Here is a 25,302-nt window from a genome sequence, read left to right as displayed (position 1 = left end):
AACGAGGATTTTTCATGGCCACGAAAGGCAAAAAAATGATGTGGGATGGTCGCTTTGATTGCGGCATGGCTCAAAGTATGATCGATCTCAGCTTTAGTCTGGATTTTGACAAAGAACTTTTGGAAGAAGATATTCAAGGTTCTCTCGGACACGGAAAAGGCCTCGTCGAATCCGGCGTTTTAAGCAAATCGGATTACGCAAAAATCAGTAAAGGTCTGCAAAGTATTCTTGCCGATGTTCACGCAGGAAAAAATCTTTGGCTTCCGACCGATGAAGATGTGCACATGGCTGTGGAACGCGTTCTCACCGATCGCATCGGTGATCTCGGCAAAAAAATTCACACCGGACGCAGTCGTAACGACCAAGTTTCTACCGACTTCAAACTTTATATGCGCCACCGCGCGGCAGAAATTCGCACATTAACCGTCGAATTAGAAAAAGCAGTTCTCGCCGTCGCCAAAGAAAATTTTGGAAAAATTATGCCCGGCTACACGCACTTGCAACAAGCGCAGCCGATTCTTTTCAGCCATTATTTGATGAGCCTTTTCTTTGCGCTGACCCGCGATGTGAAACGCTTGGAAAATTTCTTGGAATTGCATGTTGAGCTTCCTCTCGGCAGCGGCGCCATCGCCGGTTCTGCATTCCCGTATCACAGAAGTCTCGTCGCCAAAGAACTCGGCTTTGAACGTCCGAGCGCAAATAGCATTGACGCAGTCAGCCATCGCGATATGGCTCTCGAATTTTTGAGCGATCTCGCGATTATCGCGAATACACTCAGCCGTTACGCCGAAGATTTCGTCATTTGGAGTTCGAGCGAATTCGGTTACTTAACTCTTTCCGATGCATTCTCTAGCGGTTCTTCGATGATGCCGCAGAAAAAAAATCCCGATTCGATGGAACTCATCCGCGGAAAATCCGGTCGGATGCTCGGAAACTTTACAGCGATGTTTACTCTCGTCAAAGGCGCTCCGCTTTCATACAGCCGCGATTTGCAAGAAGATAAGCAGCCCGTTTTCGATAGCGTTCACACGATCAAAGTGATTTTGCGCGTGATGAAAGAAGCGATTGAATCCGCCAAGTGGAATTTTGATAAAATGGAAAATCGAATGCTTCCGGCGCTTCTTGCAACCGACCTCGCGGACATTCTCGTCGAAGACGGCGTTCCTTTCCGCGATGCGCACCGAATCGTCGGAAGTCTCGTCGGCGAAGCAGCAAGAATTGGCGAACAATTTACGGATCTTTCGGACGAAGAATGGGCGAACAAAGGCGTTCCCAATCCGCAGAGCGTGAAGAAGCGTTTGACTTTCGCTTATTCCGTAAGCCGTCGCAATATCGAAGGCGGAACCGGATTAAATTCCGTCAAAGAAGAATTCAAAAAAGCTGCGGCAATTTTGAAAAAGCAAAAAGCTTAACGCAGACGTAACGCATTCATCACCACACAAAAACTCGAGAGGCTCATCGCAGCCGCTCCGAGAATTGGGTGCATGGACCAACCGCCAAAAGCATAATAAGCTCCCGCCGCAAGCGGCATCAAGGCGACGTTGTAAAAGAATGCCCAAAATAAATTTTGATGAATGATTCGAAGAGTTCTGCGACTTAAGCAAATCGCTTCGACGATTCCTTTTAAACTGCCTTGCACAAGGACAACATCTGCAGCATCAATAGCGACATCTGCGCCTGCACCGATTGCAATTCCCACATTCGCCCGCGTTAACGCGGGCGAATCGTTTATTCCGTCGCCAACCATGGCGACGCTTCCCCAATTTTGTAATCGACGAATTTCTGCGTCTTTTTCGCTAGGCAAAATTTCGGCGACAAATTGATCCACATTTACTTTTTTCGCAATCGCTTCGGCGGTTTTCGTATGATCGCCCGTTAACATTACCGTTTGAACACCGAGCTTTTTCAATTCAGCAATCGCTTCGGCACTGTCCGATTTGAGAGAATCGGCAAGCGCAATCATTCCGAGAAATTTTTCTCCTGTCGCAAAAAATGTCGGCGATTTTCCTTCGCAAGCAAGTGCCTGCGCCCGCTGAGTCCATTCCTTCGAAATCGCTATTTTCGATTCTACAAATTTTTCTTTTCCCGCAAAAATTTTCTGCCCCGCAATTTTTCCCGCAAGACCATTTCCGGGAAACGCTTCAAATTCCGTCACCGACAAAAGCGAAATATTTTCTTCTTTTGCTTTGGCGAGAATCGCTTGCGAAAGCGGATGTTCACTTTTCGATTCTAACGATGCCGCTAGTTGTAAAAATTCTGCCGTTGAAATTTCCGCCGGAAAAATTTCGGTAACCGCAGGACGCCCTTCTGTAATCGTTCCGGTTTTATCTAAAGCGACAATTTTAATGCGTCCCATTTCTTCGATGCTCGCGCTCGTTTTAAAAAGAATTCCTTTCTTCGCAGCCTTTCCATTCGAAACCATCATCGCTACCGGTGTCGCAAGCCCTAACGCACAAGGGCAACTCATAACCAAAACCGCAATCGCATGAGAAAGCGCAATCGAAATTTCCTTTCCAAGAATAATCCAAACCGCTGCCGTTACCATTGCAATTAAAATCACAGCCGGCACAAAAACGCCCGAAACTTTATCCGCAATTTTTGCAATCGGAGCTTTCGTCGCCGACGCATCGCTAACAAGTTGAATGATTTGCGAAAGAGTCGTATTCTCGCCCACTCGCGTTGCGCGACATTTTAAAAATCCACTTTGATTTAGAGTCGCTGCGCTGACCGATGCATTTTTCATTTTATCCACGGGAATACTTTCGCCCGTTAATGCAGCTTCATTCACCGCCGAATTTCCTTCTAACACAATTCCATCGACCGGAATTTTTTCACCCGGTTTGACCACAAAAATATCGCCGACTTTTACTTCTTCCACGCGAACAGAAATTTCTTTTTCATCTTTCCAAAGCGTCGCTTTCTTCGGCGCTAAATCCAATAAACTTTTTAACGCTGTCGTCGTGCGCCCTTTTGAAATCGATTCCAAAAGTTTCCCAACGGTAATGAGAGTCACAATCATCGCGGCGGTTTCAAAATAAAGATTTCCTGCGCCCGCAGAATTAAAAAGCACTAGAACGCTGTAAAGAAAAGAAACTCCCGAGCCCATGGCGACAAGCGTATCCATATTCGGTCCACCGTGCAATAAACTCGTAAAACCGCTAATGAAAAATTTGCGATTGATAAACATCACGATGAACGCGAGAAGCATTTGCAAAATGCCTGCGACAAAAGGAGAAAGCGGCAACGGAAATCCGAAAATCGGATGCGCCATACTTCCGTATAACAGAACGATTAAAAAGAAAAGCGAAAAGATTAAACGTTTTTTTAAAACAGGAGTTTCTGTATCTTGCAAAGTCGGCGTTTCCCAAAGGCGCGCGCCGTAGCCCGCTTTTTCCACCGCAGAAATAATTGCATTTGCCGAAGCATTTCCTTCTACGCGAAGTGAATTTGTAAGTAAACTCACCGCACACGAAGAAACTCCCGGAATTTGCTTCACCGTTTTTTCAACGCGGGCGCTGCACGCAGCACAACTCATTCCCGATACAGAAAATTTTTGCATAAACTCTCCGCAAAAAAGGCGGAAAAATCCCGCCGATTTTTTTAGACAACTGTATAATTTCCCGCACTTTCCACTGCACTTTTAATTTCGGCATCGCTGACTTCTCGCGACGCTTCAATCACCGCTTCCGCTTTTTTCAAATTGACTTTAGCCGAAACGCCTTCGAGTGCATTCAACGCTTCGGTAACATGAGCAGCGCAATGTTCGCACATCATTCCTTGAATTTTCACCGTTTTCTGAAATGTCACCGCATCTAATTTTTTCTTTTTGCAACTACAGCTCCCGCCGCCGCAACACGAGCCTTCGCCTTTTAAATGTTTCAGCGCGCCGGCAAAAGCAAAAATAACGGCAACCGCTAACACGAAAATGATAATTCCATTCACCATTTTTGACTCCTTTATTTCATCAATTTTTGAAGGGTTAAAACCAATTCATCGACGACAGATTCATCGCCCGCGCGTAAATGTTTCACCACACAAGTTTGAATATGCGAAGCGAGCAGTTCTTTGTTAAAAGAATTGAGCGCAGCATTTACCGCCGAAACTTGAATCAAAATATTCGGGCAATACGCATCCTTTTCAAGCATTCCTTTGATGCCTTTAATTTGTCCTTCAATGCGATTCAGCCGACTCATCAGCTTTTTCTTTTCTGCCGCATCGCGATGCTTCACTTTGCATTTCATGCATTCTAAAACATTTTTAGTCATCTCTAACTTCCTTTGTCAAGAATATAGTAAAATATACCCCTATGGGGTATATAATTCAAAAAAAAATTCAATTTTTCTTTTTTAGACTTTTTCCCAAAACATCTCGATTTTCTGCGGAATCTGCCTATTTTCACCCACTTTCCGCTGAATATCGCAATATTTTCATAAGATTTCCCGCGGAATCTCATTTTTAATCATTTTCGTAAAATATAAAAGTTTCCATTATACTAGAAACTTTTATAAAAAATCATAAAGTTTTCTATTATAACCGAAAGTTTTGATTATATTTAATATTGTTTCGACTATAGTGGAATCTTTTTATGAAAAAAAATCCTGTTTTTAGAGATTATGCAAAAAAAATCCTTGAATCTTACAAGGATACTCCTGTCATCAAAGTGATTACAGGAATTCGTCGTGCAGGCAAGTCATTTGTGCTAGAGCTTTTGCAAGAGTCGCTTTTGAAAACAGCAAATGCAGATTGCGTGATAAAAATTGATTTTGAAGACTTTGACAATCAAGAATTTTTGGATTTGCAATTTTTATATTCCTTTATTAAGAAGCGTGCTGAAAAGACACAAAAAAAATTGTACTTGCTTTTTGACGAAATTCAGGAACTAGAGGGTTGGGAAAAATGCATCAACAGCTTGTATTCTTCGCAGGTGATTGATTGCGATATTTATATTACGGGTAGTAACGCCAAACTTTTATCGTCAGAACTTGCGACTTACATTTCAGGGCGTTATGTCAATATTCAAATTCAGCCGCTTTCGTATCAAGAATTTTTGCGATTCCATAAAACTAAAGATTCGAAAAATGTTTTTAACAAATTTCTGTCCATCGGAGGCTTCCCTGGCTTAAAGGATATGAAGTCAAAAGATTCCATAGAGTCGTATCTTGAAGGAATTTATTCGACGGTTTTATTGAAAGATATTATTCAGAGAAATAATATTCGCGATACTAATTTTTTAGAAAAAGTGATTCTCTATGTCTGTGATAACATTGGCAATATTTTTTCGGCAAATACGATAGCAAAATTTATGAAATCACAGCGACGCTCCATGAGTGTTGAAACGATTTATAACAACTTAAAATTTTTAGAAGAAGCCTTTGTCATTTACAAAGTACCGCGCTTTGACTTAAAAGGAAAAAAAATTTTAGAGACTCTTGAAAAGTATTATTTGGCTGATCAAGGCATCAAATATTTTTTGCAAGGTTTTAAAGATTCACACATCAATGGAATTTTAGAAAATATTGTGTTTGTTGAACTCTTTCGTCGAGGCTATAAAGTCTATGTAGGAAAATTTGGTGAATTAGAAATTGATTTTATTGCACAAAAAAATGAGGAGCGAATTTACATTCAAGTTTGTTATTTGATGGCTGATGAAAATACAAAGGCAAGAGAATACTTACCCTTAACTCAAATCAAAGACAATTACCCTAAACTCATTTTATCACTGGATGATTTGCCGAAGTCAAATGAAGGCGGAATTATTCGCATGAATTTGCGTGAATGGTTATTGAAAAATTAAATTTTGAATTGAGACGAGTGTTTTTCAGCAAGAGGTAATTGATGCGTAAAAAATTTTTCTCCGTCATAGCTGTATTTGCTGCCATTGCCACTGCAGCCGAAATTCCTTCGGATGGACTCGTCGCCGATTTTACCTTTAACAAAAATTTTGAAAATGCTGCCGACGATGGCAACGTTTCTGCAGAAAATCACGGTGCAACTTTTGCAAGCGATCGATTTGGAAACGAAAATTCCGCAGCGTATTTTGATGGCGACAGCGCTTACCTTGAAATTCCCGATAACGATGCGCTTAGCATTTCGACGACGGGAGCGCTCACCATTTCGGTGTGGATGAGTCCCGAAGTTTTGGATTTTAAAAATGCAGAAAGCGGTGGCTACGTTCATTGGATGGGAAAAGGCGAGCCGCATCAACACGAATGGGTTTTTCGTATGTACAACAAAAATATTGCGCAGGGCGAAAATCGACCGAACCGAATTTCAGCATACGCATTCAATTTAGACGGCGGACTTGGCGCTGGAAGTTATGTGCAAGAAACCGTTACCGAAAACGAGTGGATTCATCTCGTCGCCCGATTTGATACGCTCACAAATAAAATTTCGCTTTACAAAAACGGCGTCAAAAAAGACGAAGACGAGTTGAATGATGCGACTTACAATGTTCATGTTCAAAATGGAAGCGCTCCGTTACGACTTGGCACGCGCTCAAAGTGGAGCTTTTTTCAAGGTCGCATCGATGATTTAAGAATTTATTCGCGCGCATTAAACGATGACGAAATCCTTGCGCTCTACAATGAACCCGACAACAAAATTCCGCTTTCAATTCGCAAAATAAAGAAAAATCATTCTGCAAAAACGCAGAAAAAATCGGGAAAATTTTATGATTTAAACGGTCGCGAAGTGCGTGTGCCGTAATGGAAAAGCGATTCCCAATTTTTTAGTTAGCAATTGCGCGCAAAATCGGCGTCCATTCCGATTTGACGTTTTAAATCTTCGACGCTTGCAAATTTTTGTTCGGGGCGAATAAAAGTGAGCAAATCCACATCGATTGATTGCCCATAAATGTCGTCATGAAAATCTAAAATATGCGCTTCAATCGCAAGCGGTAAATCGCCGATGGACGGCTGCAGCCCAATATTTACAACGGCTTTGTGCGCCGACGCATCTTGCAAGCGCACGACCGCAGCATAAGAACCGTATTTGGGAATCAATTTAAATTTTCCGGTTTGCACATTTGCCGTAGGAAATCCAATCGTTCTGCCGAGATGTTTTCCGTTGACGACGATGCCGTGCATACGATACGGCCTGCCGAGAAAAGTCGTCGCTCTTTCGACCGCACCATTTTCTAGCGCATTGCGAATCCGCGAAGAACTTAAAATTTCGCCGTCTTTATATTTTGCAGAAACTTGAATCGCAGAAAGTTCGGGAAACGCTGAAATAATCGCGTCGAAATTTCCTTTGCCCGCTGCGCCAAAACGATGATCGTGTCCGAGAACTAAAAATTTGGCATTCAATTCGTCCAATAATTTTTCTTGGATGAATTTTTGAAAAGGCTGCTCCGCCACTTCCCGCGAAAAAGGTAACGCAACAAAATCAAGCCCGAGAGATTTGACAAAAAATTCTTTTTCTTCGGTCGTCGTTAAAAGCGCCGGATGCCCGGGAACTCCTAAAACATGACGCGTATGCGGTTCAAAAGAAACGACCGTCGGAATCAAGCCGTGCGCTTTCGCTTCGTTGCGGAGGATTTGAAAAACTTCTTGATGCCCCAAATGACAACCATCAAAATTGCCAACGGTAATTGCGCGCGCTTTCGAATTATTCATCGTCAATTCCCAAGAAAAATTTGGGGGAAATTTTTCCGTCTTCAAAAGAACAACCCGCTTTGAGTTCACCGTCTTTGCCGACCGCTAAAATGAGATTCGGCGCATCTTCTTCAATTTGAATTGCTTCGCCATTCCACGAAATAGAGCGACCATTCCGCACCGCTTCCACTTGGCGGTCTGTAAATTCGACGACAGGAAAATGCATACATTCCTGCGGTTTTAAAAGCGAATTTTCATTTAATTCTTCGGGACGCACGGCGTCAGTAACCAACATGTGTCCGATGCGCGTTCTGCGAATTCCCGAGACAGCGCCGATTGTGCCGAGCGCTTTCGCCATATCGCGGACAAGGGAACGGATATAAGTGCCTTTAGAACAGTCGCAACGAAATTGATACGAAGAACGAATTCGCCCCGAAATTTCTGCGGGCGCATCCGCTTTGCCCAGGCATTCCAACTGGCGAATGTAAATTCGGCGGGCTTTTAACTCCACTTCGCGGCCTTTGCGTTTCAAATCCGAAGCGCGTTTGCCGTTGAGTTTTACCGCGCTATAATCGGGCGGAATTTGGTCAATTTCACCGATGAACTGCGGCAAAATTTTTTGCACTTCTTCTTCGGAAATCGGAGCTGTTTCCGAATCTTCTGCAACGAGAGCGCCGTCCCATTCATCCGTTTCTGTGGAATAGCCAAAGTGCGCTGTAAATGTATACGATTTTTCGCCCGCTTCAACAAACGGGAGAAGGCGCGTTGCGCGCCCAACTGCTGCGACGATGAGTCCCGAAGCCCGCATATCGAGAGAGCCCGCATGTCCAACTCGCCGCGTTTTAAAAATTTTCCGAAGAGGAAAAAGGGCGTTACACGAGGTAACACCCGCTGGTTTATCAAGCAAAATCAGTCCAGAAACCGAAGCTTTAGAGCTCACCCGAATCCTTTAATTCTGCGAGAATTTCTTCAATGTGCATCGCGTGATCTAGACTTTCGTCGAGGACAAAAGTTAAGAGCGGAATTTTGCGAATCTTCAGCGCTTTGCCTAAATAAGTGCGAATAAATCCCGCCGAATTGCGCAGCCCGATGAGAGAAGAAGCCTTTTCCCGATCCGAGCCGAGCACCGACACGAAAACCTTCGCATAGCTTAAATCATTCGTAATTTCCACACGGCTAATGGTGACGAAACCGACCCGCGGATCTTTCAGCCCTTTCATCAAAAGCTTGCTGATTTCTTCGCGGAACTGTTCGTCAAGTCGCACGGTACGCGGCACGCGCCGATTGCTGTGACTGTGAGAATTACGCGGCATTAAGCATCCTTCTGTTCGTTAGCCTTTTTTGCTTCGGCGGCAGCCTTTGCTGCAGCTTCATCGCGAGCGACATCTGCCAAAGTACGCGCCACAGTGACTTCTTTGAAGAACATAAGCGTATCGCCTTCGTGCAAATTATCGTAGCCCTTCAGACCGATACCGCATTCAAATCCGCGAGAAACCGACTTGACATCGTCCTTCACGCGTTTGAGCGATTGCACAACGGTCTGACCCAATTCCACGCCGGCACGGTAAACGTGAACGCGGCTGTTGCGGTCCACTTCACCATCGGTAACCATACAGCCCGCGATAATGCCGACCTTCGGAATGCGGAAGATTTGACGAATTTCCGCTTCGCCGGTAAGTTCTTCGCGAGTCGTCGGCTTGAGAAGACCTTCGACCGTATTCTTGATATCGTCGATGATTTCGTAAATGATGCGGTAATTCTTGATTTGGACGCCTTCTTTCTGCGCCATTTCACGGATGGAGAACGACGGCATTAAATGGAAGGCAACGATCACAGCCTGAGAAGTCGATGCCAAGAGAATATCGGAATCGGTAATCGCACCGACGCCTTTGCGAATAATGTTGACTTTGACTTCGCTGTTCGAAAGTTTTTCGAGACTTGCGGCAATTGCTTCGGAAGATCCGCCCACGTCCGCCTTGATAATCAAGTTGAGTTCGGAAATGGTTCCGTTCTTCACGCCTTCATAAGTCGATTCGAGCGAAATGGACTTACGCGCACGCAAATCGCGTTCACGAGCAGCCATACGACGCTTTGATGCAATTTCACGTGCTGCCTTTTCGTCTTCAACCACCGTGAGTTCATCACCCGCTTGCGGAGTTCCGTCAAAGCCGAGAACTTGACACGGAGCCGAAGGACCTGCGCTCTTCATCTGTTTACCGCGATCGTCAAACATCGCGCGGACACGTCCCGCATAAACACCGCACACAAACGGATCACCGATGTGGAGAGTTCCGTTCTGCACGAGGATTGTCGCCATTGAACCTTTACCCGCATCGAGTTTGGATTCGACGACAGCACCGCGAGCGCGTGCGCTCTTCGAAGCCTTGAGTTCAAGAACTTCTGCTTCGAGGGCGAGAGTTTCCAAAAGTTGCTGCATGCCTGCACCCGTACGCGCCGAGACTTCGATACAGCTGACGTTACCGCCCCACTGTTCCACTTCGACGCCGCGTTCTGCGAGCTGCGCACGAATTTTATCCGGATTCGCCGTCGGAAGATCCATCTTGGTGATGGCAACGACCAGAGGCACTTTTTCACGCTTTGCAAGTTCGATCGATTCGACCGTCTGCGGCATCACCATCGAGTCTGCTGCGACCACAAGGACAATCACGTCCGTCACTTGAGATCCGCGAGCGCGCATTGCGCTAAACGCTTCGTGACCCGGCGTATCGAGGAAGGTAACTTTACCCACCGATGTGGTAACTTCGTAAGCGCCGATGTGCTGCGTAATGCCACCCGATTCGCCCGAAACCACATGCGTTTTACGAATCCAGTCGAGAAGAGAAGTTTTACCATGGTCCACGTGACCCATCACAGTAACCACCGGATGACGCGGTTCCAAGTCTTCGTTTTGTTCGTCATCGACACCCAAAGCTTCTTCTTCGTATTCTTCCATCAACTGCGCTTCGTAACCAAATTCGTCTGCGAGCACTTGAATCGTTTCAAAGTCCAAGCGGGCATTGATGGTAACCATCATTCCCATTTCCATGCACTTTGCAATGACACGTGCCGGCATCTGATCCATCATACCAGCGAGTTCGCCGACTGTGATGAAGTCCGAAGTCTTCAAAATTTTGCGCTGTTCGCCATCAGCGGCAGCCGCTTTATCTTTGTGATAAACTTTCTTGACAGGATTCTTCGAGAGCGAAGCCATCACGCGGGAAACATTCTGACGAATCGAATCCTGCTGTTCGCTCTGTTCAAAGCGACTGTCCTTATTATCGCGGCCATTTTTACCGCGTTTATTTTTGTCGTTACGGCTTTGATTTCCTTTACCATTTCCGCCAAAACGATTTCCGCTGCCCGCACCATTTTGTGCATTAGCAAAAACATCTTGCATATTTTGGCCGGAGAAATGTCCGCCGCGGGATTGTCCCTGCAATTGACCGCCGAAAGAACGGTTGCCGCCTTGACCATTCCCGTTTCTGTAATGGGAATTGCCACCTTGACCATTGCCGCTGCGATATCCGTTACCGCCGCCCGGTCCAAAGTGACCTGTATAACCTTGTCCCGAAGAATTGTTGTTTCCGCGATAACGATGCTGTGCTGCAGCCTGTTGACGCGACTTTTCGATACGCGCAAGAATCGCTGCATCCGGTTTGAAGACTTGCGCCTTCATTTCGACTTGGCGAAGTTCGCCGACCGGTGTTGCATTAACGCGAGGCGGAACAGTTCCCGCTGGACGTGCTGCCGCAGGACGATTCACCGGAGCTTGCGCAGGCTTTGCCACATTTTGCGCAGGCTTTACAGCAGCCGGAGCCGGCTTCACTGCCGGTTGAGCCGGTTTCACCACAGGATTAGCGGGCTTTGCCGGCTGAGTTGGAGCAGGCTTCACCGCCGGAGTTTGCGCAACCGGTTTTACCGCGGGCTTGGCGACCGCTGGTTGTGCAGGCTTTGCAGTGACTGGCGTAGCGGCGGGCTTTGCAGGTTGAACCGGTTTTACACCGGACGTTAACGGCTTTCCCGTCGAAGTCACTTTAACACCTAATGTCACAGGCTTTGCTGCGGGCTTATTATCCTTCGCATTCGCGTCACGAGTTAAGCGGACATTGCCACCTTTAAAAGTTCCCGTAATCGTGCGACGACCTGTCGGCTGTGCAGCCGGAGTCGTTGTTGCCGGAGCGGCTTCTTTTTCGTTTGCCGCAGGCTTCTTTGCATTTTTGTTCTTAAAAAGGCTGCTGGCTTTTGCACGGCGTGCATCGGCCTTCGCTTTCTCTTCTAGAACTTGAGCTTCGATCGAAGCAAAAGCCATTTGGGGAACAGGGCTATACGGAGTTAACACCTGCACGCCATTTTCATGCAACAATGTGACAACTCGGCTGGCATCTACGCCATGTTTTTTTGCCCATTCACCCGGGGTGATTTTGATTTCATTACTCATCTATGCTTTTGCTCCAATAAGCTTAAATCCTTAGACTTGAGAACCTTCTTGCGCAGGAGTTTCTTCTGCCGGTGCAGCTTCTGCGGTTTCAGCCGTTGCTGCTGCGCTTGCATTATCCTTGAACAACGCTTCGTTTGCGCGGAATTCTTCGGCAGCAGCGATTTCATTCGGACGCGGTGCCAAAACTTTCTGCTTGTCTTCGTCGCTCTTTTCGGACCATTCTTTTTCACCAAAGACGTCCAAATCGTGTTCGACCAACTGCGAAGCGAGCTTCACATTCTGACCGCTGCGACCAATCGCCTGCGCCAAATCTTCGTCAGCGATAACAATGACCAAACGACGCGTACCCGGCACTTCAAAATACTTGACAATATTTGCCGGAGAAAGTGCGTGGCGAACAAACGTAATCAGATCCGGATCCCAATGCACAATGTCAATGCGTTCGTTGCCGAGTTCGCGGACAATTGCCTGCACTCGCGCACCCTTCATGCCAACGCAAGCGCCGACCGGGTCAATGCGTCCGTCATGCGCGTAAACGGAAATTTTTGCGCGGTAGCCCGGATCACGGACAACGCCTTTAATTTCAACGGTTCCGTCAAAGATTTCAGGAACTTCTTGGCGGAAGAGTTCGTACAAGAACATTTCGTTTGTACGAGAAAGAATCACTTGTGCGCCATTCTTAGCCGAATCTGCGACATCTTTAATCACAGCCTTCACCGAGCTTCCCTGTTGGAAACGTTCCTTCGGGAGTTGTTCCTTCATCGGGAGAACGGCTTCTGTCTGACGGCCAATCGAAACGATTGCATTGCGACCTTCGACGCGGAGAACTTCGCCATTCACAATCTGACCGATACGGCTACGATAAGTGTCCACAATCTTGCTGCGTTCTGCATCGCGGATGCGCTGAATCAAGAATTGCTTTGCCGTTTGAATCGCTTGGCGACCAAAGGCTTCCACCGGCAGTTCCATTTCCAAATGGTCGCCCGGTTGCACATCGGGGTTCCATTCGCGGGCTTGTTCCACCAGCATGTAATGTTCGTCCATTTCTTGGACTGCTTCCGGAGAAAGCGATTCATCGTAATCCGGATAATCATCCACGATATCGACAACGAGCGCGATTGAAATCGCAGAAGTTTCTTCGTCGATTTTCACTTCAAAGTGCTTTTCAATATTCAAATATTTGCGAGCCGCTGTTATCAAAGCGTCTTTCAAAGCGCCTTCTACAATAGAATTGTCGATGTTCTTGGTGTCTACGACCGACTTGAAGGCATCGATCAAATTGATTTTGGGTTCCTTGTTCTTCGTTGTCATAAGAGCCTTTGTTTTAGAATTGAACTTCTACTTTGGCAGAGAGGATCTCGGACCTAGGAACCAAGACCGCGTCTGTCACGCCTTTTACAGACAGGGTTAAATTTTCTTCGTCCACCGCCGTCAGTGTGCCCGTTAACGGCTTCCCCGTTTCACGAGTAATCCGAAGCAAACGGTTTAAATTCCGCTCAAAATCCCGAGTGGACTTGAGGGGACGGTCGATTCCGGGAGACGAAACTTCCAGAGTGTATGCGCCATCGATTAAAGATTCATCTTGATCCAACGCATCGGAAAGACTGCGACTTACCGTTGCGCAATCTTCTACGTCAATGCCTGTGGGTTTATCGATGTAAATGCGGAGCACTTTGCGATTGCCCGCTTTGAATTGGTCAAATTCGACAAGTTCCACTTGAGCGCTTTCACACGCCCGAGCGATCAGCGAATTCAATTTTTCTTGTGTATCCAAATACACCTCATGAAAGAAAGGTTCGTTTACATAAACGAGCCATAATCGTCAACAAATAGAGAAATTTTCACGATACTAGGCAACTCACTTTGCGCAAATCGGCTGCGTTTTTTATCTTTATCACATGCTTTCTGTTTTACTGCTCATTCTTGTAAGCCTTATCGGCACCGCTGGAACCGTCTTTTATCTGCGACGGAATCTGCTCCGCATCGCCGAAAAGAATAAAACAATCGAAAGCAAATCGAAACGGATTTTGAATTATCCGCTCACCATTCTTTGGTACGGCTATTTGCTCGTATTTTTCGTAGGTCTAGTGGTCAATAATCTCATCTTTGACTAGTCTCGTTTTTGGCTTTCTGCCAAAGAGCGAGAAGTTCTTCGGGGGAATTTTCTCCGAGGGATTTTTCGGGCTGTTTTTCTTTCGCCAATTTTTCCAAAGAACGGAATCGTTTATCAAATTTATTGTTCGCACGGATCAATGCGGTTTCGGCATTCAATCCGAGATGACGCGCCAAATGGCAAAGGGTAAAAAGCACGTCGCCCAATTCATCTTCCATGCGGTCCAAATTCGGCGACTTCTCCGAATGCTTTTCGTATTCCGCCAAAAATTCATTCCATTCTTCGCGGACTTTTTGCAGAACCGATTCATTATCCTTCCAATCAAATCCGCATTTTGCGGCACGGCGTCCCATATCTTGCGCCCGCGAAAGAGTCGGCATGCTGTGCGCAACTTTATCCATCGCCGACATTCCTTGAAGCTTCAAATTATTCGCTTCTTTCGCTTTAATTTCTTCCCAACGCTTCGAAACTTCGCCCGCATTTTTCACATGCGCATCGCCGAATACATGCGGATGTCTTCGAATCATTTTGCGGCAAATTCCATCGGTCACATCGTCGATTGTAAAGTCGCCATTTTCTGCGGTTACCTGCGAATGAAACACCACTTGAAAAAGGACATCGCCCAATTCTTCGCACATGTGCGCCGTATCGTGATCTTGCGCCGCATCGATAAATTCCGAACTTTCTTCGACCAAATACGGCAAAAGAGTTTGCGTCGTCTGTTTGCGATCCCACGGGCAACCGTTTTCCGAACGCAGCTGTTTCATAATCCGAATCAAATCTTCAAAGGAGTATTTCATGATTTCCAAAACTAACATTTTTCCCATTCAAATTTTAGCCGCTGAAAATTTTCCGCGGGCACTGAAAAGCATTCCAAATGCACCGAAGCAGTTGTATTACCGCGGCACTCTTCCCGATTTTAAACATTCTTGGATTGCGATGGTCGGGACGCGGCGCCCGAGCATTCACGCCGAAGAAATCTGTCGCGCACTCGTCAAAAATCTCATCGACACCGATGCGATTGTCGTCTCCGGACTTGCTCAAGGAATTGACAGTTTTTGTCATAGCGCAGCGCTTGAATTTCATATTCCCACCGTCGCTGTTATCGCCCAAGGATTAGATGCACCTCTCGGCGGTTCCCGAAAAATGATTGCCGATAAAATTCTCGAAAACGGCGGAACCATTCTTTCGGAATATCCAGGCTCGATGATTTCTCGGAATTTTATGTTTCCGCAGCGGAATCGTATTATCGCAGGACTTTCTCGAAGCATCACCTTAGTCGAAAGTAAACTGCAAGGCGGCGGCATGATTACCGTCGATTATGCCGAAAAATTTCAGCGGCGAATTCTCGCCCTTCCCGGAAATATTCTCGCCGAAACCGCACAAGGCCCGAATTTTCTCATTGCAAAAGGCAAAGCGCATCCGATTTGGAATGCGAGCGATTTCTCGGATCTCTGCGGCGCAAAACGCCTTTCGGATCAAACTCCCGCCGATCTGCTCGCCGCGGGAATTGAACTTTCCGAAAATGCAAAAAACCTCTTTTCAAAAAATGCGGGCTTTACGCATTCTCTCGACGAGTTATGCACAAGTTCTTCTATTCCAGTTTCTTCGCTTTTAGCTATATTAACAGAACTGGAAATTGCAGGCCTCGTCCATTCCAAAGATGGCGATGCGTTTCACTTTTCCTCGATGGAGTAAAATTTGAAAATCCAAAAAATCGTTCTTCAAATCGTCATCGTGTTGCTGCTCGTTTTTGTAGCAACATCCTTATGGGCGTTTACTTTTGGAGAAAATGGTTTATGGAAACAGCACAAATTGCAAGTGCAAATCGATCGGATGGAATTGGAAATCGATTCGCTCAAAAATGAATTAGAGCATCGCAAAAACGAAGAAGAGCGATTGCTCAAAGATTCTTTTTACATCGAATCCATCGCCCGCACCAAATACGGTATGTCCAAAAAAGGCGAAGCCGTTTATCAATTCATTCCATAAAAAAACGCCCGCAATCGGGCGCATTTTTTTACCAAATAAAGAAGCCTAAGCCCGCTAAAACTTTATGCGAAACGCCTTCCATTTTGGCGTAGCCGAAATCGTGATCCAAGTAACTCGCCATATATTTTACACGGAGAGAAATCGAATTAAGCGGAGCATTCGGATTGCGATGGCAAACGGTTAAAAGACGCACTTCGCCCGAAACTCCTGCTAAATAAGCGATGGAATTATTGGATTCGACATGATGACGTAAACGGCGATAATCATTATTCGGTCTGCTCGTATAATAGTAATAGTCGCTGCTATTATCCGGAAGCTCTGCGCTCGCCGATGCGATTCCTGCAAATGGTTCAATTTTCACATAACGACTGTCAAAGGCGACAAAGCCGAGAGTGATACCGCCTTCATAAACTAAAAGCTCGCTGTTCTTTTCCCAAAGGACATCGGAGAATGCGCGATTATTCCGCGTTTCAATCCAACCAAAAGAAATGAACGGCGTAAAGACGATACGATAAAGTTGAATCGGAACGGCAACATAATAATTCCAATATTTATGATGGAATTCGTCTTTCAAATCATTCGTCAAAAATCCAATTCCCGATAGAAATTCAAAGCCGACGCTTTTTCCATAAAGATGATTTTCAACGGGATCTTCGGATGCAGCCACTTGATTTTCCAATCTCTTTTGGAAAGGCTTTAAGAAATTGCGTTCGAGCCAAATGCCGTCTTCGTGCATCGGATATTTTTGCACAAATACCGATCCCGAAACGAAGACTTGACGCACCGTCGATTCTTCGGTAGCACCCCACGATGTTGTAAAAATCACCGGCAAAAATGCGGGCGCAGCCTCTTTATAAAAATCATTCACCGCAGAATTTTGCACCGCCGCATTTACCGCATTCAAATCGGACGCAACTTGTTTCTGATAAGCGTCCAAATACATCAAAAGTTCATCGCGGATTACGCGCGACGTTCTCCAATTATCATTTTGAATTTCGGCAATGCAGCGATCTTCATTCGAAACGATGCGGCGCGCTTCCGGCGCAAAAAGACGGCGTTCGTGCAACAAATTCGTGAGCGCAGAATCGTAAAGTCCCGCATTCAAAAAAGCAAGTCCCTTTTCCATTCCCGAAAACGAGCAAGTATATTCCGAATTTTCACGGCTTAAAAATTCAATCGTCTGCAAAGCGCGTTCGCGGTCGCCAGATTGCAAAGCCCGCAAAAGCAAATGCCGCGCACGACGAATCATTTCATCATTCGGAATCGGTTCCGCTAAAATCGCTTGTTCAATACTCTGCGGAGCATTTTCCGCAACCGTTTTTGCGGTATCTGTCGACGGAATTTTCGCCACCAACGAATCGGATTTTGGAGAATCCTTTGCCACAGAATCCACCACGATAGAATCCGCAGCGGTCAATTCCATCGAAACTTTTGCCGAATCCGCAACGACTGCATTCAAATTAGAATCCGCCGGTGTTACCGTCGAAAGAGAATCGGTTGCAGCCATCGCCGCGACCGCAAAAAATAAAAGCAAAAAAAGGGAACGACGCATAGCCATAAATTAGCAATTCAAAAAAAGAAGAGAAAAAAGAATTCGCGGCAAGTGCTACGAGAAAATGCCCGCAGAAAATTTTGAAAAATAAAATACAAAAAGTCCTGCGAAATTTCGCAGGACCTTAAAAAAGTGGCGGATCGAACCCCGAACTTACCAGGAGGGGAGCAATGATAGAGTTGTTAGAGGATTTACCTTTCCGCCTAATTTCACTATCAAATATAGAAGAAATCCCAAAAAATCCGCGTTATTTATTGCTTATTTTTCGGTTTGCGAATCGCAGCCGGTTCTTCGTGGAAGTCGATGTGACAATGCGGTTCGAAGCGGAAACCTCCGCGGCGGTGACGATTCAAATTCATCACTTCCGAAACCTTTGCCAAGTGATCGACGACGCGGTTCAAACGGCTTTCGAAGTTCGGGTTCACCGGATCAATGCAAATTTCCGGATCACGCTTAAATTCGCGGTTTTCGAATTCTTCACGACCGGTCTTCGTGTATTCGCGAAGAACATTGCGAAGAATGCGAGCCGGCACATTGCGCATCAAATGCTTGCCGTTGACCGAAATCGAATCATCCGCTTCGTAGTAAATGATTTCTGCAACGTGATTGATCTTGTGCAAAAGTTCATCGTGCGCTTTTTGCACTGGCGGCCATACGTTGTATTCTTCTTGAACAAGAGAAGAAATCAAATTTGCAAACGGATCCTTTGTGCTGATGTCCTTCGCGTAAACGAATTCAGCCATCGCAACCGGAGCTCCGTAATAGCGATCCTTATAAAGCAAATGCGTTCCGGTGAATGTATCGATCACATCGGTATCCAAACGCACGCAGAGCTTATCGGCAAACTGCGAAAGGTCATGCTTCATCGGATGCTTTTCGATGCATTCGGCAAACTTGACCAATTTACCCACTGCGATACCGCTGACATAGAATGTCTCACCGTCCAAGTTGCCAGCCAAGCGACCGAGCAAAGCTTCTTCGGCGGTATGTTCGCAAGCGTAAATGCTGAGATTTTCAAAAGCAGGAAGATCCAGCAGGCACGGTCCGGTTTGAATAAAGCGGAGAAGCCAGTTGGAATAAATCGCCATCGGATGATTGATTTGATTTCCGCTGCCGACCAAGAAATCGTGATGGCGATCGTTTTCGATTTCGCCTTCGACGTAGATCAAATTTTCGCGGAACATATTGCGCTTTTCAATCAAGCGGAGAATGCCCTGGCGCTGATCTTTCATCTCGTAAAAGTCACGGATATACGGCAAATAAGAACGGAGCAGTGCGCGTTTCGGCACAGAATTTAAGTGGCCGACCTTTTCAAACATGCGATTGGCAAATTCGTCCAAATTAACGCCCTTTGAAAGGAGCCAATTCGAAAAGCCTGCGATAATCAATGCGTTATCTTCGGCATTGACCATTTCATCTTCTTGCCACGCATTTTCAATCAATTTGCGGCTCGAGATGCTCGCATTTTGAACTAGTGGCACCAATTCTTCTGTCCGGAAGGAGAGAAGCAGTTCGCTATAAGCCAATTTCAAAAAGACATTAGGAATTTTGTTGTCAGTAGCTTGCATATGCCTAATTTACTTGTTTAAGGTTCTTTTGTCTATCAATATACCAAACTTTTGGCAAAATTTGTACTGTTTTTTGACTTTTCTATATTGTTTTGTATGGAAAATTCCCGAATTCATGCCCTTCCCGAGGATGTTGTCAATCAAATTGCTGCTGGAGAGGTGGTGGAACGCCCTGCTTCGGTCGTCAAAGAGCTGATGGAAAACGCCTTGGACGCAGGAGCTTCTCGGATTGAAATTCAAATTTTAGAGGGTGGGAAGAAGTCAATTCTCATTCGCGATAACGGCTGCGGAATGTCCGAAGCCGATTTAAATCTCTGCTATCTGCCGCATACGACGTCAAAGCTCACCTCGGCAGAAGACTTATTTCACTTGGCGACAAACGGATTCCGCGGCGAAGCCGTTGCCTCCATTGCTGCGGTTTCGAAGCTCACGATTACGAGCCGCACCGAAGACGCAAGCGAAGCAAACGCCATTCGTTTAAGTGGCGGAACGGTGGAAAAAAAATTCCAAGACGCTTCACCCCGCGGCACGACTTTTCTCATCGAAGATCTCTTTTTTAATGCGCCGGTTCGCAAGACTTTTCTCGGGAGCGAAACTCTCGAAGCTTCCCGCATTTTGGATACGGTGACGCGCCTTGCGATTGCTAATCCGAATGTGCGCATCGATTACAAATCCAACGGTCGCGATACATTTACCGCGGTCGATGGAAACGATTTGCGGAGCCGCATTGCAGAAGCCCTCGGCGCAGGAATTGCGCGTTCGATGATTCCCGTCGATTACGAAGAAGCGGGCATCCGCGTTTCGGGATTTGTCGTCCCGCCCGGCGAACAAAAAAATAAACGCAGCAAGCTTTATTTTTATGTGCAGAAACGTCCGATTTGGAATCCGGTGATGACGAAAGCGGTGAACCGCGCCTACGAACCTTACGGCAATAGCAGCGCACCGATTGCGGTTTTATTCTTAGAAATGTCCGATGTCGCAGTCGATGTCAACGTGCACCCGACGAAGCGCGAAGTCCGATTTGCCAATGAAAACGATGTGTTCTTAGCGGTGCATCACGCTGTCCGCGACGCATTCCAAAAGCCCGACGAAAATCATCCGACGATTCGCCTCGAAGATATTTCTTCGGCTTCGGTGAATTCGTTTAGCACAAATTCATCGGCAAATGATTCGGGTATCGGCATTAAAAATTTTGAACCGATGCGGAGTTTTCCGATTTCAAATCAAGCTTCCGCAGAACCGGAAGAAAATTTTTCTGCGCCAAATTATTCGGCGAAGTCGCAATCGTTTTCAAATTCATTCGGGAGCAATTCTCCCGCTCTGAGCGCAACAAAAAATGCTTCAAAAGAAGTGGAAGAGCCGCGCAAAAAATTTCGCAACGACGATCCCGACGACATTATTCAAGATTTATTTTCTCTCCCCGAAAACGGAAACATTATTCCGCTTACGCCGCAGAATTTGCGTCCGCCCACTCGGATGGACAAGACGACGCCTCCGCAATTTTTCCAGCTCGCAAACACTTACCTCGTCTGCGAAGACAGCGAAGGACTTTTGCTCATCGACCAAAATGCAGCGCACCAACGCATCCTTTTTGAGCAAGCGATGAATTCACTCGCCCAAGAATCTGCGCTCGAAAGCCAAGAACTTTTATTCCCCGAAATCGTCGATTTTACCGCAGCCGAAGCGAGCTTTATTCCGCAGTTACTGCCGACTCTCGACATTTTAGGTTTTCATTTGGAATTATTCGGAAAGAATACTTATCAGCTGCGCGGAACTCCCCGCGATCTTCCGTTCTCCCGTTCTGTCGAAGCGCTCCGCGGGCTCGTTTCTGCGGCAATCGAAGGCGAAACTTTGGAAAATCCTTCGCACGAAATTTTAGCGAAAGCGTGGGCAAAAAATAATGCGATTCAAGCGGGCGATAAACTTTCGACCGAAGAAATGACGCATTTGATGGCATCGCTTCTCACGACTCAAGATCCGATGAGTTCGCCAAGCGGCCGCCCCACGCTGATGCGTTTACCGCTCTCCGAGATTCACAAAAAATTTAAGAAGTGAGAAATTTGGAGCGCAGGGTTTTTAGAACTTAGAGCTTAGAACTTAGATCTTAGAAATCTCTAAGCTCTAAGATCATTTGTGCGAAGTTTTGAATTCAAAATTTGTCCGTTTGAAAATTTGGGGCATTATTTTGATGCAAAATTTGACCGTCGGGATTCCGGAGATAACATTTTGCACGCAAAATTTGTCCGTCGGGATTCCGGAGATAACATTTTACATGAAAAATTATTCCATCAAAACTCCGGAGATAAAATTTTGCAAATTTCCGACCTCTGAGCACTGCGCACTGACCACTAACCACTATTTCTGTCGCATTCCCCGCGCAGCGAAGCCGCGCCATCATCTCCATTTCTCATTCCTAACTCCTCATTCCTAATTTTCTAAATTGTTTTCGTGAAATTTCATCTTTTCTTATTCTTGTGTTTTTTTTGCGGAATTTCTGCGGCGGCGGAAATTTCTTTTTCGGGAAATAACAGCGATATTCGTTGGAAAACTTCGGCGTCGGAGCATTTCAATTACATTTATCCTGCAGAATATAGCACCCACGCAGGGCGCGTTGCCTCGGCTGCGGAAGCGGTTTACGATTCCATCGTTTCGCGGTATCATATTGAAATGCCTTTGCGCATCGATGTCTCGATTCAAAATGCGTTATACGCAAACGGTTCCGCGGTTCCCAATGAAAATGCGGTCAATTTATTTCTTTCGAATTGGGATTTTAAAATCCGCAGTACGCATCCTTGGGTAACCGATGTTGTGACCCATGAATTTTCGCATTTGGTGAGCATCGAAAGCGGAAGCAAACTTCCCCACTTCCTTTACGGTTTACAAGTTTCCTACATCGATTATTATAACGAACGAAATAATCAAAATGCTTCGGTCGTTTTGCCTTTTACATTACAACCGCTTTGGCTTGCCGAAGGAACGGCGCAATTTGAATCGGCTCGTATGGGATTTGATAGTTGGGATAGTCATCGCGATATGCTGCTCCGTATCGCAGCGCTCAACGATAATTTACTCGAGCTCAATTACATGCACGATTTCGCGGACAATTCTCTCGATGCAGAACTCGGCCCTTACACGCAAGGATTTTCCCTTGTGCGCTACATTCACGAAAAATATGGAGAGCAAGCTGTTCCCGATATTTGGTTTGAACTTTCAAAGCCTTACCGCGTGACCCTTTCGGGAGCGCTTCAAAAAGTCATCGGCATCGATGAAGATTCGCTTTACGCCGAATGGAAAAATGAAATTACAGCGCATTATAAAAAACAAGAAGAAAGTTTAGGCGTTCTCGTCAACGGGAAAAAATGGACGGAAGAAGCCTTCTACAATGATTTTCCTGTCGTCGCGGGCGGAAACATTTACGGCGTTTCCAATTTTGGCGGTCCTTGGTTCGACGGCAATTTGTTTAAGATTCCCACTCACGCCGAAGATTCGGTGGCTGTGACCGATTCGGCTTCGGGCATTTCCATTACCGTTCAAGATTCTGTTTTGGATATTTCGCAATATGCGAAGAGCGGTTTCAAAACCGAGAAGCCTTGGTTTGACAAAGGCATTTCTGTCCGCGATATTCCAGAACGCGGACCAGTTCTCGCTTACACGACTTTTCAAAAGCGCGACCGCAACGGACACGCTCATTTTGATATCGCAATCTCCGATACGAATGGAAATAAGCAACTCGCGACGCGCCTTGCCGATGCCGTTTACCCCGACATTTCTCCCGATGGAAAAGAAATTGTCTTCGTGCGACGCGAAATCAATTCGACCCGATTCGTGTTGAGCAAAACAACTCTTCCCGAAGTCGGCGCAAAAAGCCCCGATGAATTGATCGACCTTTTCGTTCCCGATGCAAAATTCTTGTATTACAATATTTACACGCCGAAGTTCAGCCCCGATGGAAAGAAAATCGCTTTCAGCTATTTTGACGATCACGATCGCGGTATCGCTATTATCAACAGCGATGGTTCAAATCTCATCGATTTAAAACAAGCGGGAATTGATTTGCGCGACCCGAACTGGGTAGACAATGAAACTCTCATTTATTCGAGCAATCGCACGGGAATTTTTAACCTTTACACGAAAAAAATAAACGGAAGCGCGGAACATCCGATTACAAATGTTCTCGGCGGCGCATTCACTCCTGTCGTCGATTCGGGAATTGTCTATTACACCAATTACGATAAAGATGGATTTTCTCTGTATTCGATTCCTTTGACCGATTACGATGCGACAAAAGATTCTGTCATCGTTCTCTACGATACGACTTACACGACTTGCCCCGAACCTGTTTCCGATTCATCGCTTTTACAAGCTGCAATTGATTCTTCGGCAGCAAATTCAACAGCTGATTCAACAGCAATCGATTCGGCAAAAATTTTAAGCGTCTCGGATTCAGCGGAAATGGACTTCCTCGCAAAAGATTCTTTGGCTATCGATTCTCTTCTCACGGATTCGTTAAAAAATTCCGCTCCGGATTCGTCAAAAAGTTATCTCGTTTTAAGTCCTTGTAAAATAGATACCCTCATCACTCGCCGCGATTCCATTCTCAAAAAGCCCGCAAATCCACCGCTGATTTTAGCCGGTGAAAAACTCGCCAAAGAAGAAAAGCATTTGGAATTTGCCGAAATCGAATATGCGGGAAGCGAGCGCAATTACAAGCCGATTCCGACGACTCTTCTTCTCGCACCGTTATTTGTTATCCAAGAACGTTCCCCCGATTTCACCGTGAAAGGCGATGGCCAAGCGACGCCAAAAATCGGTTTAGCGATGACTCTTTCCGATCCGTTAAAGAAGAATATTCTTTCGGCGGGGCTGCTTTTAGAAGTCGGCAACGGATTTGATTACATTAACAGCGACGGAATCAATCCCGAAATCGAACGCGAATTTACCGTTTCTTTAGAAAATCATTCGACGCCGGTTACCTTGGGAATTTCGTTTACCAATGTGAATTACCGCTCCAAAGATACGGTCCGCTACGAAGATCCGCGAAGCCACGAAGATTCGGTGGGAACATCGCAATATTCGATTCCGATGAGTGCAGTGGAAGCGTCGGCGGCTTACAGCATTTTCAAATCGGGCGATAGCATCTTTGTGAATGCGGGATATGATTGGGCGAATTTTAATTTATACGAAGATAATTTGGAATGGACTTATCAGAAACGTTTATCCGCATCGATTGGCGTTTCTCTCGACGGCGGAACAAGCGAAGCGACGGCGACAAATACCGCGGGCGTGGGGAACGGAGTTTCTGCGGTTTATCAAATTGCCAATTCGGATTTGTATCGTCCGGGCACATTTGCAGAAAGTTTCACCGTAAGCCCGAGCGGAAAAATCGAACCGATTTATCGCACTTATACTTTGCACAATTTCTATTTCAATATGCATGGCAGTTTAGCGTCGCCGATTTTTAGCGGTTCCCGATTTGCTGCGGGCATTACCGTTGCAGGGCTCGCCGCTTGGAGCGCCGAAGATTCCAAGGATACTTTGGACAGTTATTATCTTTCGCCACTTCTCCTCGAAGGTTATCCGTATTTGATTACGACGGAAGATTATAACCGCAGCGGACGGAAAACAGCAAAAGCCGAATTGCATTATCTCTTCCCCATTTTCGAAGATTTCCGCAAACAATTTTGGATTTTCACGACCCGCGATTTCTTTGTGAATTTATATGCGCAAGTGGGCGCTGCGTGGAATGATCACGGCGTTCCGATGTCAAAATTCAAAAAGCGCGATTTCTGGGATCGAAGCGTCGGCTTAGAATTCCGCATGGCGAACCGCATTTTCTACACGTTACCGTTTAACATTTCGCTTAACTTAGCCCGCGGACTAGACCGCATCGGCGAAGATGAATACGGTGAAGGCGGGCGCAAAATGGAACCGATTGGAATTTCCATTTTACCAAAATCCATTCGCCCGACGAAGATTAAATTCTCCATCGGATTTGATTTTGAAAATACGTGGATGAATTAAAAAAGCACGGCAAAGCCGTGCTTCTC

General features: G+C 45.9%; 20 protein-coding genes. 8 read left to right on the top strand and 12 right to left on the bottom strand.

The window, feature by feature from the left end:
- Positions 1–14 precede the first annotated feature (14 nt).
- On the top strand, positions 15–1,412 hold the full coding sequence (gene argH, locus B0H50_RS04285) for an argininosuccinate lyase (protein WP_106197966.1): 1,398 nt from the start codon (positions 15–17) through the stop codon (positions 1,410–1,412).
- Here argH and B0H50_RS04280 read toward each other — a convergent pair.
- The 3 genes from B0H50_RS04280 to B0H50_RS04270 are packed head-to-tail and all read right to left on the bottom strand — an operon-like array spanning position 1,409 to position 4,265.
- The gene (locus B0H50_RS04280; RefSeq protein ID WP_106197967.1) at positions 1,409–3,559 is read right to left on the bottom strand and encodes a heavy metal translocating P-type ATPase; all 2,151 of its coding nucleotides are present in this window, start codon (positions 3,557–3,559) and stop codon (positions 1,409–1,411) included. The two genes, argH and B0H50_RS04280, sit on opposite strands and share 4 nt — an antisense overlap.
- 41 nt (positions 3,560–3,600) lie before the next feature.
- Positions 3,601–3,945, bottom strand: a complete 345-nt coding sequence (locus tag B0H50_RS04275; RefSeq protein WP_106197968.1) for a heavy-metal-associated domain-containing protein — start codon at positions 3,943–3,945, stop codon at positions 3,601–3,603.
- Between the two features lie 11 nt (positions 3,946–3,956).
- Positions 3,957–4,265 (bottom strand): metal-sensing transcriptional repressor, encoded by a 309-nt coding sequence (locus tag B0H50_RS04270; RefSeq protein WP_106197969.1) that lies wholly within the window; start codon positions 4,263–4,265, stop codon positions 3,957–3,959.
- A 320-nt stretch (positions 4,266–4,585) separates the two neighbouring features.
- On the opposite strand from B0H50_RS04270, the gene B0H50_RS04260 reads away from it, so the two are divergent.
- Positions 4,586–5,794: an ATP-binding protein gene (locus tag B0H50_RS04260; protein WP_109587297.1), complete on the top strand. Its 1,209-nt coding sequence runs from the start codon at positions 4,586–4,588 to the stop codon at positions 5,792–5,794.
- 41 nt (positions 5,795–5,835) lie between these two features.
- Positions 5,836–6,705: a LamG domain-containing protein gene (locus B0H50_RS04255; RefSeq protein ID WP_109587296.1), complete on the top strand. Its 870-nt coding sequence runs from the start codon at positions 5,836–5,838 to the stop codon at positions 6,703–6,705.
- A 26-nt stretch (positions 6,706–6,731) separates the two neighbouring features.
- Here the strand turns inward: B0H50_RS04255 and ribF are convergent, their stop codons facing one another.
- From ribF to B0H50_RS04225, 6 genes are read right to left on the bottom strand one after another with little or no spacing between them, the layout of a single operon-like run.
- Positions 6,732–7,613, bottom strand: coding sequence for a riboflavin biosynthesis protein RibF (gene ribF / locus B0H50_RS04250; protein ID WP_106197972.1), 882 nt, complete (start codon positions 7,611–7,613; stop codon positions 6,732–6,734).
- On the bottom strand, positions 7,606–8,532 hold the full coding sequence (truB, locus tag B0H50_RS04245; protein WP_106197973.1) for a tRNA pseudouridine(55) synthase TruB: 927 nt from the start codon (positions 8,530–8,532) through the stop codon (positions 7,606–7,608). Before truB ends, ribF begins: the two co-directional genes overlap by 8 nt.
- Positions 8,522–8,905 (bottom strand): 30S ribosome-binding factor RbfA, encoded by a 384-nt coding sequence (gene rbfA, locus B0H50_RS04240; RefSeq protein ID WP_106197974.1) that lies wholly within the window; start codon positions 8,903–8,905, stop codon positions 8,522–8,524. Before rbfA ends, truB begins: the two co-directional genes overlap by 11 nt.
- On the bottom strand, positions 8,905–12,030 hold the full coding sequence (infB, locus tag B0H50_RS04235) for a translation initiation factor IF-2 (protein WP_106197975.1): 3,126 nt from the start codon (positions 12,028–12,030) through the stop codon (positions 8,905–8,907). The genes rbfA and infB overlap by 1 nt, the downstream gene beginning before the upstream one ends.
- Before the next feature lie 30 nt (positions 12,031–12,060).
- Positions 12,061–13,341: a transcription termination factor NusA gene (gene nusA / locus B0H50_RS04230; RefSeq protein ID WP_109587295.1), complete on the bottom strand. Its 1,281-nt coding sequence runs from the start codon at positions 13,339–13,341 to the stop codon at positions 12,061–12,063.
- Positions 13,342–13,354: 13 nt separating this feature from the next.
- A complete protein-coding gene (locus B0H50_RS04225) occupies positions 13,355–13,804 on the bottom strand; it encodes a ribosome maturation factor RimP (protein ID WP_106197977.1) in 450 nt (149 codons plus the stop codon).
- 124 nt (positions 13,805–13,928) lie between these two features.
- Here B0H50_RS04225 and B0H50_RS04220 point away from each other — a divergent pair, with 124 nt between their 5' ends.
- Entirely contained in the window at positions 13,929–14,144 is a 216-nt protein-coding gene (locus B0H50_RS04220) for a hypothetical protein (protein ID WP_106197978.1), read from the top strand.
- Here B0H50_RS04220 and mazG read toward each other — a convergent pair.
- Entirely contained in the window at positions 14,131–14,943 is an 813-nt protein-coding gene (gene mazG, locus B0H50_RS04215) for a nucleoside triphosphate pyrophosphohydrolase (protein WP_106197979.1), read from the bottom strand. The two genes, B0H50_RS04220 and mazG, sit on opposite strands and share 14 nt — an antisense overlap.
- On the opposite strand from mazG, the gene dprA reads away from it, so the two are divergent.
- Positions 14,942–15,841, top strand: a complete 900-nt coding sequence (dprA, locus tag B0H50_RS04210) for a DNA-processing protein DprA (protein ID WP_106197980.1) — start codon at positions 14,942–14,944, stop codon at positions 15,839–15,841. The genes mazG and dprA overlap by 2 nt on opposite strands.
- A gap of 3 nt (positions 15,842–15,844) precedes the next feature.
- Positions 15,845–16,135, top strand: coding sequence for an FtsB family cell division protein (locus tag B0H50_RS04205; protein WP_106197981.1), 291 nt, complete (start codon positions 15,845–15,847; stop codon positions 16,133–16,135).
- Positions 16,136–16,163: 28 nt separating this feature from the next.
- Here the strand turns inward: B0H50_RS04205 and B0H50_RS04200 are convergent, their stop codons facing one another.
- Complete coding sequence (locus B0H50_RS04200; protein ID WP_146193673.1) at positions 16,164–17,687, bottom strand: hypothetical protein; 1,524 nt, start codon at positions 17,685–17,687, stop codon at positions 16,164–16,166.
- A 251-nt stretch (positions 17,688–17,938) separates the two neighbouring features.
- Entirely contained in the window at positions 17,939–19,255 is a 1,317-nt protein-coding gene (locus tag B0H50_RS04195) for a hypothetical protein (RefSeq protein ID WP_106197983.1), read from the bottom strand.
- A gap of 96 nt (positions 19,256–19,351) precedes the next feature.
- On the opposite strand from B0H50_RS04195, the gene mutL reads away from it, so the two are divergent.
- Both mutL and B0H50_RS04180 read left to right on the top strand, forming a co-directional pair.
- Entirely contained in the window at positions 19,352–21,310 is a 1,959-nt protein-coding gene (gene mutL / locus B0H50_RS04190; protein ID WP_109587306.1) for a DNA mismatch repair endonuclease MutL, read from the top strand.
- A 393-nt stretch (positions 21,311–21,703) separates the two neighbouring features.
- Entirely contained in the window at positions 21,704–25,276 is a 3,573-nt protein-coding gene (locus tag B0H50_RS04180; RefSeq protein WP_106197986.1) for a PD40 domain-containing protein, read from the top strand.
- Positions 25,277–25,302 lie beyond the last annotated feature (26 nt).

Source organism: Hallerella porci (assembly GCF_003148885.1).
GTDB classification, from domain to species: Bacteria; Fibrobacterota; Fibrobacteria; order Fibrobacterales; family Fibrobacteraceae; genus Hallerella; species Hallerella porci.
The sequence above is the reverse complement of the archived record's forward strand: the minus strand, read 5'-3'. Positions and strand labels throughout refer to the sequence as shown.